Origin of the sequence: Stenotrophomonas maltophilia group sp. Smal32 (assembly GCF_030237085.1) — a bacterium.
Taxonomy (GTDB): domain Bacteria; phylum Pseudomonadota; class Gammaproteobacteria; order Xanthomonadales; family Xanthomonadaceae; genus Stenotrophomonas; species Stenotrophomonas maltophilia_Q.
On sequence record NZ_JASJSI010000066.1, the window covers coordinates 6,936 to 24,281 of the forward strand.

The following is a 17,346-nucleotide window of genomic DNA, read 5'->3' on the forward strand; positions in this document are numbered from 1 at the left end:
AAACATTATAACAAGCAATATATCTATTGGTCGCTTTGGTTTGGTATTATTTTTTTAAAAAAATCAAAGCACAAGAACCACCACACCACCCAGACCATCTCTGTGGGCGTGGGGGGTTGGGTGTGGGTGGGGGGGTTTGGTCGGGGTTTTGGGCCTCGAATATAATATAACATGCAGAGGCCCCCCCCCCCCCCCCCCCCCCCCCCCACCCCCCCAACCCACGGAATGCCCGCTGTAGCGGTTGCTGTTGCCGTTGCACTGAGCGGGTGCAGGGCTGCAAGCCCTGCTGGCCTACTCCACCAGTGTGATCGGCGTCAGCGTGACCCTGGCGTTGTTCGCCGCGCCCATGCGATCGGTGTACGCCTGGCCACGCTGTACCAGGTAGAAGCTGTCCACGTAATCGATGTCGTTGGAGAACCACGACGTTGGCATCGCCTTCAGAATCGCACCTGCGATATCGGCGATCACCGAATACTCCGGCGCAAACACGCCCAGTGCCGCCTTCACACCGTTGCTCAGCGCCACCAACAGGTCCTGGTAGTTGGTGTCGCCGTCATCCTCGAACAGCTGGACATTGGCCGCGTTGAAGCGGTAGTTGCCCCACAGGATCAGCGCCTGCCGGGGGGTGTAGTCGGTCTTGTCATAGTCCAGGTAGGGCATGTCGACCGTAGCCATTTCCGGCTCGGCCTTGCCGACCTGCAGCCCGGACACCACTGCGAACACCTCGGCCGCGCCCAATGCCCACGGCTCCTGGTCATCGGCCAGGCGGATGCGGTCGAGACGGGTGATATCCAGCGACGCGCGCGCGCCATCGGCCGACAGCTGGATGCGCTCGGGTGACTGCAGGCCCCGTGCGCGCAACCCGGCGTTGACCAGCGCCATGCCCTCCTGCACCGAACGGCGGGTATCGATATCGACGATCAGCACCGGAAATGACGGCGCACGCTTCGCATCCAGCACATGCGCGCGGCCCTGCGCGTCGTAGGCGGTCAAGGTGGTCCAGTCCCGGTCATTGCCGCGCGGCAGGCTGGCCACCCACAGCTGTTGCGGAGCGGTGTCCGCCAGCGACTGGCCCTCAGGAACATAGGCGCGCAGCTGCAGCAGGCCCTCACCCTGCTCCGACAATCCCTTGGCCTGGCGCAACCGTTGATCGTTGCTGGCCAAGGCGGCACTGGCCCGGGTACGAACATCCGGGTCAAAGCGCTCCATCACCGCATCCAGGGCCACGGCCTGCTCGGGCGATGCCACCAGCGTGCCGCGCACGATCTCGGCAAAGCCCGGTTGCGTGATCAGCGAAGCCACCTCGCGCGCGCTCGCCTCGGTCACGGCCTGAACCTGGGCGCCACGCGCAGTTGCAGCACCTTGTGCAGTTGCCCCCGCACTGGCCAGCAGCAGCGCCAGTACTGCAACCCCGCGAATCATCTGTCGTTGCGTCATTCCAGCCCCCGGCAACGTCGCTGCGGATGAGCGACAGGTGCTGCCTACGCTACGACGCTGACACCATGCGTGCCGGTATGTACTGCACAGTTCCACCTGCGGCCGGCAAAAAAAGAGCCGAGCATGGGCTCGGCTCCATACGGGAATGCGATCCCACGGAGGCCCGGACTCAGCCGTTGGCCATCCACTTCAGGATCAAGCCAGTGACATAGGCCAGCCCGGTGCCGGTGGCATAGCCCACCGTGCCGAGCAGCACGCCCACCGGCGCCAGCGTCGGGTGGAACGCCGCCGCCACCACCGGTGCCGACGCCGCCGCACCGATGTTGCCCTGCGAACCGATGGCAAAGAAGAACAACGGCGCGCGCAGCAGCTTGGCCACCACCCACAGCACCAGCACGTGCGTGGCCATCCAGATCGCGCCGAGCAGGAACAGCCACGGCCGATCCAGCAGCGACAGCAGGTTCATCTGCATGCCGATGCAGGCGATCAGGAAGTACAGGAACACTGTGCCCAGCCGCGACGCACCGGCCGCTTCCAGCCGCCGCGCGCGGGTGAAGCTCAGGCCCAGGCCCATCGCGGTGGACAGCAGGATCACCCACACGAACTGGCTGTCCAGGCTGAACTGACTGGCCCAGCTGACGTTGGCCTTGAACCAGCCGGACAGCGGCGCAGCGATGGCGTGGGCCAGGCCGACACCGCCCAGTGCCACGCCGACGATCACCATCAGGTCGGTCATGCTCGGAATGCGTGCGTTCTGCGCCTCGTAGGCACTGATGCGCGCCTTCATCTCGTCGATGGCACGGGTATCGGCACCGTTGCGGGTGTCGATCTGCTGTGCGCGGTTGGCCAGGAACAACAGGATGGCCATCCAGAGGCTGGCGCAGGCCACGTCGACCACCGCGAACTGGCCGAAGGTGGTGGCATCGGTGCCGAACACCTCGCGCATGGCGACCATGTTGGCGCCGCCACCGATCCAGCTGCCTGCCAATGCGGCCATGCCGGCCCAGGTATCACCGGCCACGGTTTCCGGGTGGATCAGCTTCATCAGCTGGAACGAGACGATGGCGCCGAGCATGATGCCGGCGGTACCGGCGCAGAACACGAGCAGCAGCTTCGGCCCGAGCTTGATGACCCCTTTCAGGTCGATCGACAGGGTCAGCAGCACCAGCGCGGCCGGCAGCAGCACGTCGCGTGCAACCGGGTTGTACAGCGAGGTGTTGTGGCCATCGATGACACCGGCGGTGTTGTAGATGGCGGGGATGAAGTAGCACAGCAGCAGCGCCGGCACCCAGGCGAAGATCTTCTTCAGCAGAGGGGTCGGGCCACTGGCAGCCCAGAAGATCAGGGCCAGGGTGGCGGCAATCAGGCCCAGGCCAACGATGTCGTTGCTGATCAGGGCAGTAGCGGGTTCGGTCGGCATGGGATCCTCTGTCGATCGAAAGAGCGGGAAAAAAAAGCGCCGCATAAAGCGGCGCATCCGCAGATTAACATTGTCTTCACGCCGGGTCATGCTGCAGTGCCGGCTGCCCTTTGCCGGAAGCTCTCCCATGCAGCTCGGCGCCTTCTCCGTCAGCCTCTCGGTCCGGGACCTGTCGGCCTCCCGCACCTTCTACGAAGCACTGGGCTTCTCGGTGACCGGCGGCGAGCCGGCGCAGAACTGGCTGGTGATGCGCAACAACGGCATTGTCATCGGCCTGTTCCAGGGCATGTTCGAAGGCAACCTGCTCACCTTCAACCCGGGCTGGGACCAGCACAAGCAGGAACTGCCCCACTTCCAGGACGTGCGCGAGCTGCAGGCGGAGCTGGATGCGAAGGGCATCGAACTGGCGGTGCGCACCGACCCTGATGGGCAGGGCACCGGCTATCTGCAGCTGACCGATCCTGATGGCAATGTGATCCTGATCGACCAGCACGTGGCGCGGCCAAACGGGCGTTGATGCGGACAGCCATTGCTTGGGTAGGCGTCGACCTTGGTCGATGGACGGCATGCCAACCGAGGTTGGCATCCCGCAGGACGGCCGGTTCAGGCCGGACGTGAGGCGCTGAAATCGAGCGTGGCGCGCGTTCCGCGCGGGTCACAGGGATGCAGCTGCAGGGTCCAGCCCAGGTGTTCACACAGTCGTGCGATCAGATCCAGGCCGATGCCGCCGCCACGGTCCGCGCGTTCACCACGGGCCATGCGCGCGTGGATCGCCGCAATCTCCTCCGGGCTCATGCCATGCCCCGGATCCTGCAGGGTCAACACCGCCGACGAACTCAGCCGCAGTTCGATATGGCCGCGCCCACTGTTCTCGATGGCATTGCGCAGCAGGTTGCCGATCGCCGCCTGCACAACGGCCAGCGGCGCGACGATGTCCACCGGCGCAGCCTGGATGCCGATGCTCAGGTCCTTGTCGCCGAGCAGGTGACGATGGTCGTCAACGATTTCCGGCAACAGCTGGTCCAGCGCGATGCGCTCGGCGCGCGCGGCCAGGCGCGCCGGATCACGGGCCAGCACCAGCAACAGTTCGATCAGCTGCTCCACGCTCTGCGCGGTGCGCAGCACGCGCTGCATCTGCTGACGTGCACGCTCGGGCAGCCCCGGCTGCTCCAGCGCCAGCTCGGCAGCGCCGGTCATCACCGCGATCGGCGTGCGCAGTTCATGGCTGGCGGTGCTGATGAAGACCCGCTCGCGTTCGACGAACTGCTCGTTGCGGTCCAGATAGTCGTTCAGCGCATCGGCGATGGTGTGCAGCTCCGAGCTGCCACGCGGATCGACCTCGATGCGCTGGCCCTGAACGCCCGGCCGCAGCGCGGCGATGTGCTGCGCCAGCAGGCTCAACGGACGCACCATGCGCTCCATACCGAACGACGCCATCAGCACGGTGACGAAGATCATGATCACCCCGGCCAGCATCACCCAGCGCGTGGCGAACTGTTCCAGGTCATGGAAGTCGGAGATGTCCAGAACCAGCGCGACCCGGCCCATCGACTCGGTTTCGCGCACCATCACCGCCGTCTCACGCCCCTTGACCATCACGCCGTCATGCAGCCCCGGATGCAATGTGCGCAGGCCCTGGGGCAGGTTGACCGCATCGAAGCGGTACAGGCTGAGCGTGTCCGAATCCTGCCAGCGGTAATGCGGCTCGTGCTCGACGTGCTCGACGATGCTGTCCAGTTCGGAATTGAGCAGTGCGCGCCAGGCGGCATGCTCGGCATGTTCATGCACATAGTTGCCGACGCTGAACACCGCGATCGACAGCAGCGCCAGATAGCCCAGCAACCACCACACCACGCGCCGGTACAGCGGCCCCGGCTTACGCGCCTTCATCGCCATCCTTGCTCGCATCGCTGGCGGTGGTCACCGCCAGCCGGTAGCCCACCCGCGGCAGGGTATGGATCAGTTTCTCGGCGAACGGACCATCGACGCTGCGGCGCAGTTCGTAGACATGCGAACGCAGCAGATCGCCATCCGGCGGTTCGTCGCCCCACAGGGCGAATTCCAGCTGCTGGCGGGTGACCGCGCCCGGGCTGGCGCGCATCAACACCTCCAGCAGTTTGCGGCAGGCCGGGTACAGGTGCAGCACCTGGTTGCCGCGCTGGGCTTCCAGGGTGGCCAGATCCAGCACCAGGTCGCCCACCTGCAGGCGCCTGCGCGGGTTGCGTCCCTGCGCGCGCAGCAGCAGCGCTTCCAGCCGCACCTCCAGTTCCGGCAGCGCGAACGGCTTGGTCAGGTAGTCGTCGGCGCCGGCACGGAAGCCGGCAATCTTGTCCGGCAGCTCGTCACGCGCGGTCAGCATGATCACCGGCACTTCCGATGCATGCTCGGTGCGCAGCCGGCGCAGCACCTCCGGGCCCTCCATGCGCGGCAGCATCCAGTCCAGGATGACCGCGTCATATGGATGGCTTCCGGCCAGGTGCAGTCCGGTAATGCCATCCGGCGCCACGTCGAGCACGTGCCCGCGCGACTCGAAATAGTCGAACAGGTTGGCCACCAGCTGGCGGTTGTCCTCGATCACCAACAGACGCATGCACGAAACATCCACGGAAGTTCGTACCATGGTAGCGCCGCACATGTCGGAATGCGGTCGCCCCGGCGCCGCTCTGACGCTTTTCCCACCCCTGCCACCTCAGAATGGCCGTTTTGCTCCCGGAGCCTGCCGTGCCCGTAGCCCTGCCCCGCCGTTGGCGCCTGCCCCTGTTGTGGCTGCTGATCATTGCTGCGCTGGCAGCGGGGATCGGCCTTCGGCAACCGCAGCCGCCGGACGAGCCACGCTTCGTGCTGGCGGCGAGGACCATGGTCGAGAGCGGGCAATGGCTGCTGCCGCACCGCGGCGTGGAGCTGTATGCGGAGAAGCCGCCGGTCTTCATGTGGCTGCAGGCGGCCGCCTACGAGATCGTCGGCAGCTGGCAGTGGTCGTTCCTGCTGCCGTCGTTGCTGGGCGCCCTGCTCAGCCTGTGGCTGGTGTCGGACCTGGCACGGCGGCTGTGGTCGCCACGGCATTCCATCTACGCCCTGGCGGCGCTGTTCTGCACCCTGCAGTTCGGGCTGATGGCCAAGCGCGCGCAGATCGACATGGTGCTGGTGGGCATGACCACCGTGGCCCTGTGGGGCCTGATGCGCCACCTGTGCGAACGCCGCAATCTGCCCGCCCTGTGGCTGGCCGGCTTTGCCGCCGGCGTGGGTACCGTGACCAAGGGCGTGGGCTTCCTGCCGCTGCTGATGGTGCTGCCCTGGTTTGGCTGGTGGCTGTACCAGCGTCGCCGGGGGTACACGGTGGAAGGCCCGCATCCGGCCACCCTGCTGTGGCTGATCCCCGCCTTCCTGCTGGGTGTCGGTGTGTGGCTGGCGCCGCTGGGCTGGGCCCTGCTGCACACGCCCACGGCCGAACTGCAGGCCTACGCGCATGAGCTGTTGTTCAAGCAGACCGGTACCCGTTACGCCAATGCCTGGCACCACCGGCAGCCCGCCTGGTACTACCTGCAGGTGATCCTGACCCTGTGGCTGCCGGGCAGCCTGCTGCTGCCGATGCTGTTCAAGCCCTGGTGGCGCCGTATCCGCCGAGGCGACCGCCGCCAGTGGCTGCTGCTGGGCTGGGCCGTGCTGGTGCTGGTGTTCTTCAGCGCCAGCCCAGGCAAGCGTGAGGTGTACCTGCTGCCGATGCTGCCGGCCATGGCGCTGGCCGTGGCACCGCTGCTGCCCGGCCTGTTGCGCCGCCTGTGCGTGCGCCGCTATCTGTTCGGCTACAGCGTGGTGCTGATGCTGGCCACCGGCACGCTGGGCGTGATGCTGATGACCGAACACCCGTGGGCGGTGGCCCAGCTGGAACGCCGGGCGATGCCCGACACCCTGCTGCCCGTGCTGGGGGATGGCCTGCTCACCTTTGCCATTGCCCTGGCCACGCTGATCGTGTGGCTGCGGGTACGCCGCGCGGCAACGCTGGTGCTGCTGACCCACGGCATGCTGTGGATGCTCTACGGCCTGGTGCTGATCCCGGCGCTGGACCCCTACGCCTCGGCGTCGGCGCTGATGCGCCGGGTCGGCGCGCGGATCGGACCAGACGCCGAACTGGCGCTGGTGGCCTGGCGCGAACAGAACCTGCTGCAGGCCGACCGCCCGGTACGCGAGTTCGGCTTCAAGCGCCCCTGGGCCGAGCAATGGCATGACGCCGGCCCGTGGCTGGCCGAGGCGCCAGACAAGCGCTGGCTGCTGGTGCTGGACGACGCGATGAGCCCCTGCGTGGATCCGGCCAAGGTGATCGACATCGGTGTTGCCAACAGGAACCGTTGGCAACTGCTTCCCGGTACCGCTTGGAACCCGGAATGCCACGCCGAGCGGACAGGATCGACCGCCGAAGAAGACTGAACGTTGACACGTGCAGGACGAACATTAACCCGGCACGAACGAGCGTCCGACCCTTCTCCGACATCCAGGTGACGAGCATGACCGCGGATTCCCGAACCGCCCCTTCCCAGCATGCCCGTCCGTCCCCTTGATTCGGTAGCGCCGCTTGCGACATCGCCACTGGCGTCTCGATTTGCCGTAATTCACCTCTGGCTGCCTGTCGCAATCGGTCTGCCGTTGTTTACGCTGCTGATGGGCTTCGGCGGCGATCAATGGGTGGCCGATCATCTGTTTCGCCTTGAAGGCGGCCACTGGGCGTTGCAGGACGCCTGGATCACCCGCAGCGTCGTGCACAAGGCCGGCAAATGGCTGAGCACGGCAGCGGCGCTGGTCGTGATCCTGCTGTGCTTCCACCACTGGCGCAAAGGACGTGATCGCACCCTGCAATGGGCGCTGCTTTATGTCGTGATTGCCATGGCGCTGGGCACCGGCGTGATCTCCCTGCTGAAGTCGCTGGTACCGATGGAATGCCCGTGGGACCTGCTCCGCTACGGCGGCCACCAGCCTTTCATCGGGCTTTTCACGGCGCGCCCCGCAGGCATGGCCGCGCAAGCCTGCTTCCCGGCGGGGCATGCCAGCGCAGGCTACGCGTGGCTCTGCCTGTACTTCTTCGCGCTGCTGTGGCGCCCGTCCTGGCGCTGGGCCGGGCTGTGGATCGGCCTCGGCACCGGCCTGGTATTCGGCATCAGCCAGCAGCTGCGGGGCGCCCATTTCCTTTCGCATGACGTTGCCACTGCGTTGATATGTTGGCTGCTTTCGCTGGGCCTGTATGTTCTGATCCGCCGTCAGCTGGACCGTCCCAACCGCCAGGAGGCAAACGCATGAGTGCATCGGTCCAACGCCCCGCCCGCCTCCCCGCCCTTGCGGGTCTTCGCCACTGGCGGCCGCAGCTTTCCACCGAAGCACTGATCGCGCTGACCAGCCTGTTCTTCGCGGTGGCCGGCAACGGCCTGTTCTGGCACAGCGCAATGGCCAGCCATCCGGGCAGCCTGCGCTACGGGCTTTCGCTGCTGCTGTTGCTGCTGGGTGCACACGGCGTACTGCTGGGCATCCTGGTCTGGCGCTGGAATGCCAAGGTGGTGATCAGCCTGTTGCTGCTGGTGACAGCGTTCGCTGCGCACTACATGAGCCGCTACCACATCTACCTGGATGCGGACATGCTGCGCAACGTACTGGCGACCGACCCCAAGGAAAGCCGCGAGCTGATGACCATGTCGCTGCTGTGGCCGGTGCTGCTGCTGGCCATCCTGCCGATGATCGTGCTGTGGCGCGTGCAGCTGCGCCGCCGCAGCTGGGGCCGCAGCCTGCTGTGGCGCCTCGGCTTCCTGGTCGTGGCAGCGGTGACCGCCGTTGGCGGTGCGCTGATCTCGTTCCAGGATGTCTCCGCGCTGATGCGCAACCAGCGTGAAGTGCGTTACCTCGCCACCCCGGCCAACGTGCTGCTGGGCCTGCCGCGTGCACTGCGTGGCGACAACCCGGTGCAGCGCGCGCCGAAGCTGCCGATCGGCACCGATGCCAAGGCCACCCCGCGTGCACCTGCCAGCAAGCCGCGCCTGCTGGTGATCGTCATGGGCGAGACCGTGCGTGCGCAGAACTGGGGACTCAACGGTGGCCGCAACACCACCCCGGAACTGGCCCAGGCACCGGTGATCAACTTCCCCGACATGCACTCCTGCGGCACCAGCACCGAAGTGTCGCTGCCGTGCCTGTTCTCGCCGTGGGGGCGCCACGACTACGACGAAAAGAAAATACGCGCGCACCAGTCGCTGCTGCACGTACTGAACCGTGCAGGCATCGCACCGCTGTGGCGTGACAACCAGTCCGGCTGCAAGGGTGTGTGCGAAGGCCTGGAGTTCCAGTCGCTGTCCGATGCGACCACACCGGGGCTGTGTGCCGATGGCCGCTGCATGGACGAGATCCTGCTGCAGGACCTGGCCACCCAGGTGCGGGCCAAACCCGGCGACCGGGTGGTGGTGCTGCATCAGCTTGGCAACCACGGCCCCGCGTATTTCGAGCGCTACCCGGCCGCCTTCGCCCGCTTCAAGCCAACCTGCGACACCCGTGACATCGGCCGCTGCTCGCGCGAAGAGATCACCAACAGCTACGACAATGCCGTGCTGTACACCGATCATTTCCTGACCAAGACCATCGGCACGCTGCAGGGCATGGAGGATTACGACACGGCGATGATCTACCTGTCCGACCATGGCGAATCGCTGGGCGAGAAGGGCCTGTTCCTGCACGGCGTGCCGTATGCGATCGCCCCGGCCGAGCAGACCCGCGTTCCGATGACGATGTGGTTCTCGCCGGGCTTCGCCAGCAGCCGCGGGCTGGACCTGCAGTGCGTGCGCAAGCGGTCGGCGGCCTATACCGACCATGACAATTTGTTCCCGTCGGTGCTGGGCCTGATGCAGGTGAAGACCTCGCTGTACGAGCGCGACCGCGACCTGTTCGCCAACTGCGAGAGTTGAGGCTTGTTTGGCAGGGCTTGCAGCCCTGCACCTGCAGAGGCAACGGCCGACGCAACGACAACAGCAACAGCGTGCATTCCGTGGGATGGCGGGGGGGGGCCGGTGGCAGGGGACCCCGTAAATACGTCCTTGTAGGCCCGGGCGCGCCATCCGTGGCGCTTACGCACCTGCGCAACCCACCCGCCCGGCCACGGAGAGTTTCCGCGCGCGTCCGCCCCGGGATGGAACAACAGAACAAAGGCAAGAGCGGGTCGCTTCACTCCGAGACCCTGCAACGGATCAGCGCGCGGCTGTTGGGTCCGCCCTCAAGCGAGCCGAGCACCGCAGGTCCGGCGAGGGCGAAGAGGTGCCTGCGATTCTCTAGCGCCGAGCCATGCTCGGCTGCTCTCCGCACCGTCCTTCGACGGGCACAGGAGCACAGGGGACCGGTGCGCAGCACCGGCTCGCGGCCGGCGGCGCGTTTCCTTTGGTTGCTTTTCTTTTCGCGCGAAAGGAAAAGTAACGCCCGTGAACCCTCACGATCGCATTGTCATGGATCGAAGCAAAGGCCCTGCTACCGTTACCGCCTCAACGCATTGATCGCCAGCAACACCCATCCGGCCATCATGCTGGTGCCACCGATCGGTGCCATCCGCGTCGGCCACTGCCACAGCGCGCCACCCACCAGGCTGCCGGAGAACAGCAGCACGCCCAGCAGCAGCACGTACAGCGCCAGATGCGCGATCGCGCCCTGCGCGCGCGGCCCGAGCGCCACCAGCACCGCACCATGTGCGAACGCGTACAGCGCCGCCATGTTCAGATGCTGCTGCGCCAGCGGGTCGGCCACACCGTGCGATGCGTAGGCGGACAGGCCGATCGAGGCGGCCGCCAGCAGCGCGCCGAGACAGGCCAGCAGGGAAGGCTTACGTGCGCGACGTTCCAGGTTGAACATGAGGGCTCCTTGCGCAGCGCCCCTTGCCGGGCGCCAGATGAAAAAAAACGCGCCGCAGTGAGCGGCGCGTTTTCGTGTCCAACATTACATGGGTCAGCCGAGGCTTACTTGACGGCCCAGTAGATGTCGTAGGTACCTTCCGGGGTGAACGACTTGTCGATGCCGTCCTTCCAGGATTCATACGGACGGTCGATCACTTCGTTGCCCGCCGTCACAGCCCAGGCGCGCAGGCCGTTGCGGGCCACGTCCAGACCCGCCATGTGGCCGGTGTAGGCCGCATGTGCCGAGCGGTGCGGAGCGACGTGCACGTACTTGACCGGAGCGCCACCGTCGATCTTGACGGTCAGGGCTTCAGCAGCAGCGCCTTCGGCACCCTTCTTCTTCACCGGCTGGGCGATGTCGAAGGCGTACTTCTCCTGACCGAAGTCGGTGGTGATGATGCGGAACGGACCGGCGGCTTCAAGGCCATTGGCCTCCATCACGCGCTTGATCCATTCCTGGTTGTCCTTGATGGACTTGGTGATCGTGTCCTGACCGCGATCCACGTTACCGGCGTTGACGACCAGCAGGTCCTCGGCCGGCACATCGACGATGGCCAGATCGGTCAGCGGCGCTTCCGGGGTGCGGTAGTCGACGTTCGGCACGCTGGCGAGCATGTTGGCCATGCGCGACAGACCCATCTTGATGTCGTCGCCGATCTGGCGGCTGACATACAGGCCGGCGTAACGGCCGAACAGGTCGAAGCCGTACTTCACCGAGTAGTCCTGGGTGATCTTGACGTTACGGCCGCCCTTGCCGGTCGGCTCCAGGGTGAAGGTGGTGACCTTGTCGTGACCCTTGGTGCCGTCTTCGATGGCGATCGCAACGCGCTTGTTCTCTTCGGCGTCGGTGATCTTCCAGGAACCGGTGCCCAGATCCTTGGAGGTGAAGTCGAGGGTGGCGCCCTTGCCGGAGGCCGGGCCGGACAGCTTCAGTTCAACGGCGGGATCGCGCAGTACCAGCGGGTTCCAGTCCTTGAAGCGGCGCAGGCTGCTGACCGTGTCGTACACGATCGTCATCTTGCGGTTGGTCTCGATGCTTTCGGTGATGTGACGCTCGCCCGGCAGACATACGCCAATGATGACGAACAGGCCAGCCACGATCCCCAAGGCGATCAGGAACTCGATAATACGGGTCATTCAGAGAGTCTCCGGGGCCGATCCCACGGCCGGGTTGATTGAAGCGAAGCGCCAATCCTAGCAGGCTTCGCGGGCATTGTTTATCGGGATTGGCGCACCGGTTTCCCTGCCGGCTGCGTATTTGTATGGACAAAGAATTCGAAGGGTAACGCATACCGCTACCCGGCAAGTAGGGGGCAACCTTGGCCGGAACCCCCAGCTACCGCCCAAGTCTTTGTACCGAAACGGTTTTCCTCAGACCAGCTGGAGTTCGAACGCCTTCAGTACCGCGCGCGTACGGTCGCGCACACCCAGCTTGGAGAGGATGTTGGACACGTGGTTCTTGATGGTTCCCTCCGCTACGCCCAGCGAGTTGGCGATCTCCTTGTTGGAGAAACCGCTGGCCATCAGCCGCAGGATCTCGGTCTCGCGGTCGGTCAGCGGGTCCGGGCGGTCCAGGCTGACGAACTCGTTGCGCATGTGCTCCAGGCCCGACAACAGGCGCTGGGTGACCGCCGGCTGCACCAGCGAACCGCCTTCGGCCACGGTACGGATGGCACCAACCAGCTGTGCCAGGGTCACATCCTTGAGCAGGTAGCCCTTGGCACCGGCCTTGAGGCCGGCCAGCACCAGCTGATCGTCGTCGAAGGTGGTGAGGATGATGGTCGGCGGCAGCTGTTCCTGCCGCGACAGCACCTGCAGCGCTTCCAGTCCGGACATCACCGGCATGCGCATGTCCATCAGGACCACGTCAGGGCGCACCTGCGGGATCAGCTCCACCGCCTGCCGGCCATCGCCGGCCTCGGCCACCACCTCGATGCCATCGTCGAGTGCCAGCAGGGAGCGGATTCCCTGCCGCACCAGGGTTTGGTCATCAACCAGGCAGACGCGAATCATCAACGTACTCCTTCAGGAACCTTGGTAAGGGCGGCCACCAGCACCGTTGCCGGCACCGTCGCCCGCAGGCGGAAGCCTTCGCCGGGACGGGTCTCGATCTGCAGCTGGCCGCCACATTGTTGCAGGCGCTCGCGCATGCCGCGCAAGCCATTGCCCACGTTGACCATGTCCGCGCCGACACCGTCGTCGCGGGCCTCCACCACCACACGGTCCGGGGCTTCACGGTACACCTTGATCCACAGGTGGCGGGCACCGGCGTGGCGCACCGCGTTGGTGATGATCTCCTGGGTGCAGCGCAGCAGCACGTGGGCCCGCTGCGGGTCCTCCACGTTCAGCGGATCCTCGATGTCCAGCTGGATGTCCAGCGAAGGCACGTTCTCGGTCAGCGGGCGCAGCGCCGCGGCCAGATCGATCGCGCCGGTCTCGCGCAGCTGGCTGACCACCTCGCGCACGTTGCCCAGCAGCAGTTTGGCCAGGGCGTGGGAGCGCTTCACATGCTCCAGCGCCTGCCCTTCGGCCAGGTGCCCGGCCACTTCCAGGTTCAGGGTCAGCGCGGTCAGTTGATGGCCCAGCAGGTCATGCAGCTCGCGCGAGATACGGGTGCGCTCGTTGACGCGGGCACTCTCGGCCAGCAGGGCGCGGGTGGCACGCAGCTCTGAATTGAGCCGACGCTGTTCGTCGCGGGCCTCGGTCTGCTGCCGCGCCACCAGGCTGGTCACGAAGATGAACATGGAGAAGCCGCCGTACAGCAGCGACTGCATCACCGCTTCGAACAGCGGGAAGCGCAGCAGCATGTAATAGACCGGAGCGACCGCCAACTGGCTGACCAGCAGCCACAGCACCCCCAGCCGTACCGACAACATCCACGGAATGACCCCGGCGGCCACCATCATCAGGATGCTGCCCAGGCCCGAACCGCTGAGGAAGCTGACCCCCAGCGCCGAGGCTGTCAGCAACAACAGCAGGCCGCGGTCCAGCCAGCTGGTGTGGCTGTCGCTGCGCAGGATGCGGGTCAACCAGTAGTAGGCCGTACCGAAGGACAGGTAGGCGACGAACAGCAGGATCGCCCAGCCGCCCATGTCGCTGCGGCTGTGCAGGTTCTCGAACTGCGAGTACGCCAGGGGCAGGCCGACCATGACCCAGGTGAACAGGCCGGCCAGGCGGAGGACGCGGGTATGGCTGAGGACTCCCAACATGCCAGCACTCTACGGGGCCGGCCTGCGTCACGCACTCCCACGGAAGTCATGCCTCCGCGGTCGCCTGTTCATGCCGCAGCCCACCCCGGGCATGCAATAATCGTGCGCAGGGTCCCTTGATGGACCAACCGCGTTACCCCACGGAGTCACAATGTCGATTGTCATCCGCGACGTGCGCGAGCACGAGCTCGATTCCGTCCTGGCTTTGAACAACAACGCTGGCCTGGCCATCCTTCCCCTGGATGCGGCCCGCCTGCGCCTGTTCTATGAAACCGCTGAGTATTTCCGCGTCGCCGAGCGCGACGGCAACCTGGCCGGCTTCCTGATCGGCTTCGGCAGCGACAGCCAGCACGACAGCAGCAACTTCGCCTGGTTCAAGCAGCATCTGGACACCCCGTTCTTCTACATCGACCGCATCGTGGTCGCCAGCCGCCGCCGCGGCGGTGGCGTCGGCCGTGCGTTCTATGCCGACGCGCAGAGCTTTGCCGAGCTGCGCTACCCGCAGATGACCTGCGAAGTCTTCCTCGACCATGGCGCCGATGCCGCCCTGCTCTTCCACGGCAGCTTCGGCTTCCGCGAGCTGGGCCAGAACACCATGGCCCAGGTCGATGTGCGTGCCAGCATGCTGGCCAAGGAACTGTGCAGCTACCCGTGGGTCCAGGAGACCTACGGCGGCAAGCTGCCGGATGTGGCATGGACACGCGCCCGGCAACTGCCGGCGCAGGCACAGCGGCCGACGGGGACCTGAGCGTGGCGGTGAATTTCGATTACGAACAGGCCGGTGAACTGAAGATCGGCCAGGTGGGCATCGCCAACCTGCGCATCCGTACCCTTGATGTCGAACGCCTCGTGCAGGAAATGCGCGAGCGCGTGACCCGCGCGCCGAAGCTGTTCGGCCGCGCGGCGGTGATCCTCGATTTCGGCGGCCTGAGCCAGGTGCCGGACGTGGCCACCGCGCAGGCGCTGGTCGATGGCCTGCGCAGCGCCGGCGTGCTGCCGGTGGCGCTGGCCTATGGCACCAGCGCGGTCGACCTGCTCTCGCAGCAGCTCGGCCTGCCGCTGCTGGCCAAGTTCCGCCCCCAGTACGAGCGTGTTGAGGCCGAACCGGCCCCGCCGCCCGCGCCGGAACCGCGCCGCGCCGTTCGTGCCGAGCCGAAGCCGGCCCCGGCCGCACCGGTGGCCAAGGTCGCCGATGCAGCCGCACCGCAACCGGGCCGCATGCAGCTGGGCAACGTGCGTTCGGGCCAGCAGCTGTACGCGGAGAACTGCGACCTGACCGTGATGGCCACCGTCGGCGCCGGCGCCGAGGTCATCGCCGATGGCAGCATCCATATCTACGGCACCCTGCGCGGCCGCGCGCTGGCAGGGGCCCAGGGCAACACCGCGGCACGCATCTTCTGCCGTGATTTCCATGCGGAACTGGTGGCCATTGCAGGCCACTACAAGGTACTGGACGATGTACCGGACAACCTGCGCGGCAAGGCCGTGCAGGTGTGGCTGGAACAGGACCAGATCAAGATCGCTGCGCTGGACTGACGCAGCCCCAAACTAATGCAGAACCAGGAGAAGTCCTTTGGCTGAAATCATCGTAGTCACCTCCGGCAAGGGCGGCGTGGGCAAGACCACTTCCAGCGCAAGCCTGGCCTGTGGCCTGGCGCGGCGCGGCAAGAAGGTGGCGGTGATCGACTTCGACGTCGGCCTGCGCAACCTCGACCTGATCATGGGCTGCGAACGCCGCGTGGTGTACGACTTCGTCAACGTCGTGCACGGCGAAGCCACCCTCAAGCAGGCCCTGATCAAGGACAAGCGCTTCGACAACCTGTACGTGCTGGCCGCCTCGCAGACCCGCGACAAGGATGCACTGACCCAGGAAGGCGTGGGCAAGGTACTGAAGGACCTGGCCGCCGATGGCTTCGACTACATCATCTGCGACTCGCCGGCCGGCATCGAGAAGGGTGCGTTCCTGGCGATGTATTTCGCCGACCGCGCCGTGGTGGTGGTGAACCCGGAAGTGTCCTCGGTGCGCGACTCCGACCGCATCATCGGCCTGCTGGACTCGAAGACCCACAAGGCCGAATCCGGGCAGAACGTGCCCGCGTTCCTGCTGCTGACCCGCTACACCCCGCTGCGCGTGGAAACCGGCGAGATGCTCAGCATCGCCGACGTCGAGGAAGTCCTTGGCCTGAAGGCCATCGGCGTGATTCCGGAATCGGGCGACGTGCTCAATGCCTCCAACAAGGGCGAGCCGGTCATCCTGGATGTCGAATCCGCCGCCGGCCAGGCGTATGACGACGCCGTCGCGCGCATCCTCGGCGAAGATCGCCCGATGCGCTTCACCAGCGTCGAGAAGAAGGGCTTCTTCAGCAAGCTGTTCGGAGGGTAAGCATGGGCCTGTTCGATTTCCTCAAAGCGAAGAAGACCACCGCCGAAACCGCAAAGAACCGCCTGCAGATCATCATCGCGCAGGAACGCAGCCACCGCGGTGGCCCGGACTACCTGCCGCTGCTGCAGCGCGAGCTGCTGGAAGTGATCAAGAAGTACGTGAACATCGACGTCGATGCAGTGAAGGTCGACCTGGTGAAGGATGGCCAGCACGATGTGCTGGACATCTCCGTGGCGCTGCCTGAAGGCCCGGACAAACCCTGATGCCCCGCCCCGCCCGTGCCTGCATGGGCGGGGCTGCGTGACCTGCATGACCGATACGACGACCGCCGAGGACATCACCTGCGTGGGCGACATCGCCTTCACCGACGCGCAGTGCCTGCTCGCCGCGCATGGCCTGCTGCTGCACCACGTGGCGGCCGGCGAACCGATTCCCGGCAGCTACTGGGGCGAGCCCGAGGCGGGCATCATCGCCAGCAATGTCTATGTGCGCGATGACACCCCCGTGCACTCGATGCTGCACGAAGCCTGCCACCTGATCGTATTGCCGCCGGAGCGGCGCGCGCAGGTGCACACCGACGCCACCGACTCGGTGGCCGAGGAAGATGCCACCTGCTACCTGCAGATCGTGCTGGCCGGGCGGTTGCCGGGTGTCGGCAGTGCGCGGCTGATGGCCGACATGGATGCCTGGGGGTATACGTATCGGCTGGGGTCTACCCGGGCGTGGTTCGAGCAGGATGCCGAAGACGCCAGAGCCTGGTTGATCGAACGCGGGTTGCTGCAGGCGGCGTAACCGCCGCTGGTGGGTGCGGACCGTGGTCCGCACCATCCACGCATGGCGTGGATCTACTGTAGAGCCGAGCCCACGCTCGGCTGCTTCTTGTAGAGTCGAGCTGTCCACGAACAGCACCCGCCCATGGGGTGGGGGCTAAAAGATCAAAACACCCCCGCCCGCCCCCCGCCGGGGATGTAGACGAATTATTCGACATAT

At 66.0% G+C, this 17,346-nt stretch carries 17 protein-coding genes; 9 read left to right on the forward strand and 8 right to left on the reverse strand.

Annotated elements, in window-relative coordinates:
* Positions 1–291: 291 nt before the first annotated feature.
* Positions 292–1,422, reverse strand: a complete 1,131-nt coding sequence (locus QRO91_RS15175; protein WP_049429969.1) for a DUF3103 family protein — start codon at positions 1,420–1,422, stop codon at positions 292–294.
* Positions 1,423–1,606: 184 nt separating this feature from the next.
* Positions 1,607–2,857 carry a DUF819 domain-containing protein gene (locus QRO91_RS15180; RefSeq protein WP_049429970.1) on the reverse strand — a complete coding sequence of 417 codons (1,251 nt, stop codon included), beginning with the start codon at positions 2,855–2,857 and terminating at the stop codon, positions 1,607–1,609.
* Positions 2,858–2,984: 127 nt separating this feature from the next.
* On the opposite strand from QRO91_RS15180, the gene QRO91_RS15185 reads away from it, so the two are divergent.
* Positions 2,985–3,374: a VOC family protein gene (locus QRO91_RS15185; protein ID WP_049429971.1), complete on the forward strand. Its 390-nt coding sequence runs from the start codon at positions 2,985–2,987 to the stop codon at positions 3,372–3,374.
* 86 nt (positions 3,375–3,460) lie between these two features.
* On the opposite strand, the gene QRO91_RS15190 is transcribed toward QRO91_RS15185, so the two are convergent.
* The gene (locus tag QRO91_RS15190; protein WP_049429972.1) at positions 3,461–4,747 is read right to left on the reverse strand and encodes a HAMP domain-containing sensor histidine kinase; all 1,287 of its coding nucleotides are present in this window, start codon (positions 4,745–4,747) and stop codon (positions 3,461–3,463) included.
* Positions 4,734–5,447, reverse strand: a complete 714-nt coding sequence (locus tag QRO91_RS15195; protein ID WP_049429973.1) for a response regulator transcription factor — start codon at positions 5,445–5,447, stop codon at positions 4,734–4,736. Before QRO91_RS15195 ends, QRO91_RS15190 begins: the two co-directional genes overlap by 14 nt.
* A 131-nt stretch (positions 5,448–5,578) precedes the next feature.
* Here QRO91_RS15195 and QRO91_RS15200 point away from each other — a divergent pair, with 131 nt between their 5' ends.
* From QRO91_RS15200 to QRO91_RS15210, 3 genes are all read left to right on the forward strand, one after another.
* On the forward strand, positions 5,579–7,282 hold the full coding sequence (locus tag QRO91_RS15200) for a glycosyltransferase family 39 protein (RefSeq protein WP_049429974.1): 1,704 nt from the start codon (positions 5,579–5,581) through the stop codon (positions 7,280–7,282).
* A gap of 111 nt (positions 7,283–7,393) precedes the next feature.
* Positions 7,394–8,146, forward strand: coding sequence for a phosphatase PAP2 family protein (locus QRO91_RS15205; RefSeq protein ID WP_049429975.1), 753 nt, complete (start codon positions 7,394–7,396; stop codon positions 8,144–8,146).
* A complete protein-coding gene (locus QRO91_RS15210; RefSeq protein WP_049429976.1) occupies positions 8,143–9,792 on the forward strand; it encodes a phosphoethanolamine transferase in 1,650 nt (549 codons plus the stop codon). The genes QRO91_RS15205 and QRO91_RS15210 overlap by 4 nt, the downstream gene beginning before the upstream one ends.
* 559 nt (positions 9,793–10,351) lie before the next feature.
* Here the strand turns inward: QRO91_RS15210 and QRO91_RS15215 are convergent.
* The 4 genes from QRO91_RS15215 to QRO91_RS15230 all read right to left on the reverse strand — a co-directional run bounded on the left by QRO91_RS15215 (position 10,352) and on the right by QRO91_RS15230 (position 13,973).
* Positions 10,352–10,723: a DUF423 domain-containing protein gene (locus QRO91_RS15215; protein ID WP_019659313.1), complete on the reverse strand. Its 372-nt coding sequence runs from the start codon at positions 10,721–10,723 to the stop codon at positions 10,352–10,354.
* 104 nt (positions 10,724–10,827) lie between these two features.
* Entirely contained in the window at positions 10,828–11,901 is a 1,074-nt protein-coding gene (locus tag QRO91_RS15220; protein WP_049429977.1) for an SRPBCC family protein, read from the reverse strand.
* Between the two features lie 234 nt (positions 11,902–12,135).
* Positions 12,136–12,777 carry a response regulator transcription factor gene (locus tag QRO91_RS15225; protein ID WP_005408537.1) on the reverse strand — a complete coding sequence of 214 codons (642 nt, stop codon included), beginning with the start codon at positions 12,775–12,777 and terminating at the stop codon, positions 12,136–12,138.
* The gene (locus QRO91_RS15230) at positions 12,777–13,973 is read right to left on the reverse strand and encodes a sensor histidine kinase (RefSeq protein ID WP_197619893.1); all 1,197 of its coding nucleotides are present in this window, start codon (positions 13,971–13,973) and stop codon (positions 12,777–12,779) included. Before QRO91_RS15230 ends, QRO91_RS15225 begins: the two co-directional genes overlap by 1 nt.
* Positions 13,974–14,124: 151 nt before the next feature.
* Between QRO91_RS15230 and QRO91_RS15235 the strand changes: the two genes are divergently transcribed.
* Genes QRO91_RS15235 through QRO91_RS15255 form a run of 5 tightly spaced genes read left to right on the forward strand, consistent with a single transcriptional unit; the run spans position 14,125 to position 17,148 of the window.
* A complete protein-coding gene (locus QRO91_RS15235; RefSeq protein WP_049429979.1) occupies positions 14,125–14,721 on the forward strand; it encodes a GNAT family N-acetyltransferase in 597 nt (198 codons plus the stop codon).
* Positions 14,667–15,509, forward strand: a complete 843-nt coding sequence (minC, locus tag QRO91_RS15240) for a septum site-determining protein MinC (protein ID WP_285310456.1) — start codon at positions 14,667–14,669, stop codon at positions 15,507–15,509. The genes QRO91_RS15235 and minC overlap by 55 nt, the downstream gene beginning before the upstream one ends.
* Before the next feature lie 37 nt (positions 15,510–15,546).
* A complete protein-coding gene (gene minD, locus QRO91_RS15245) occupies positions 15,547–16,356 on the forward strand; it encodes a septum site-determining protein MinD (RefSeq protein WP_005408533.1) in 810 nt (269 codons plus the stop codon).
* A gap of 2 nt (positions 16,357–16,358) precedes the next feature.
* A complete protein-coding gene (gene minE, locus QRO91_RS15250; RefSeq protein ID WP_005408532.1) occupies positions 16,359–16,619 on the forward strand; it encodes a cell division topological specificity factor MinE in 261 nt (86 codons plus the stop codon).
* Between the two features lie 46 nt (positions 16,620–16,665).
* Complete coding sequence (locus tag QRO91_RS15255; RefSeq protein WP_049429981.1) at positions 16,666–17,148, forward strand: hypothetical protein; 483 nt, start codon at positions 16,666–16,668, stop codon at positions 17,146–17,148.
* Positions 17,149–17,346 lie beyond the last annotated feature (198 nt).

Coding starts and splice junctions, on each gene's coding strand:
- QRO91_RS15255 (WP_049429981.1), top strand. CDS start 16,666: ATGACCGATACGACGACCGCCGAGGACATCACCTGCGTGGGCGACATC.
- QRO91_RS15235 (WP_049429979.1), top strand. CDS start 14,125: ATGTCGATTGTCATCCGCGACGTGCGCGAGCACGAGCTCGATTCCGTC.
- QRO91_RS15185 (WP_049429971.1), top strand. CDS start 2,985: ATGCAGCTCGGCGCCTTCTCCGTCAGCCTCTCGGTCCGGGACCTGTCG.
- QRO91_RS15205 (WP_049429975.1), top strand. CDS start 7,394: ATGCCCGTCCGTCCCCTTGATTCGGTAGCGCCGCTTGCGACATCGCCA.
- QRO91_RS15210 (WP_049429976.1), top strand. CDS start 8,143: ATGAGTGCATCGGTCCAACGCCCCGCCCGCCTCCCCGCCCTTGCGGGT.
- QRO91_RS15225 (WP_005408537.1), bottom strand. CDS start 12,777: ATGATTCGCGTCTGCCTGGTTGATGACCAAACCCTGGTGCGGCAGGGA.
- minC (WP_285310456.1), top strand. CDS start 14,667: ATGGACACGCGCCCGGCAACTGCCGGCGCAGGCACAGCGGCCGACGGG.
- QRO91_RS15195 (WP_049429973.1), bottom strand. CDS start 5,447: ATGCGTCTGTTGGTGATCGAGGACAACCGCCAGCTGGTGGCCAACCTG.
- QRO91_RS15175 (WP_049429969.1), bottom strand. CDS start 1,422: ATGATTCGCGGGGTTGCAGTACTGGCGCTGCTGCTGGCCAGTGCGGGG.
- QRO91_RS15215 (WP_019659313.1), bottom strand. CDS start 10,723: ATGTTCAACCTGGAACGTCGCGCACGTAAGCCTTCCCTGCTGGCCTGT.
- QRO91_RS15190 (WP_049429972.1), bottom strand. CDS start 4,747: ATGAAGGCGCGTAAGCCGGGGCCGCTGTACCGGCGCGTGGTGTGGTGG.
- QRO91_RS15220 (WP_049429977.1), bottom strand. CDS start 11,901: ATGACCCGTATTATCGAGTTCCTGATCGCCTTGGGGATCGTGGCTGGC.
- QRO91_RS15180 (WP_049429970.1), bottom strand. CDS start 2,857: ATGCCGACCGAACCCGCTACTGCCCTGATCAGCAACGACATCGTTGGC.
- minE (WP_005408532.1), top strand. CDS start 16,359: ATGGGCCTGTTCGATTTCCTCAAAGCGAAGAAGACCACCGCCGAAACC.
- QRO91_RS15230 (WP_197619893.1), bottom strand. CDS start 13,973: ATGTTGGGAGTCCTCAGCCATACCCGCGTCCTCCGCCTGGCCGGCCTG.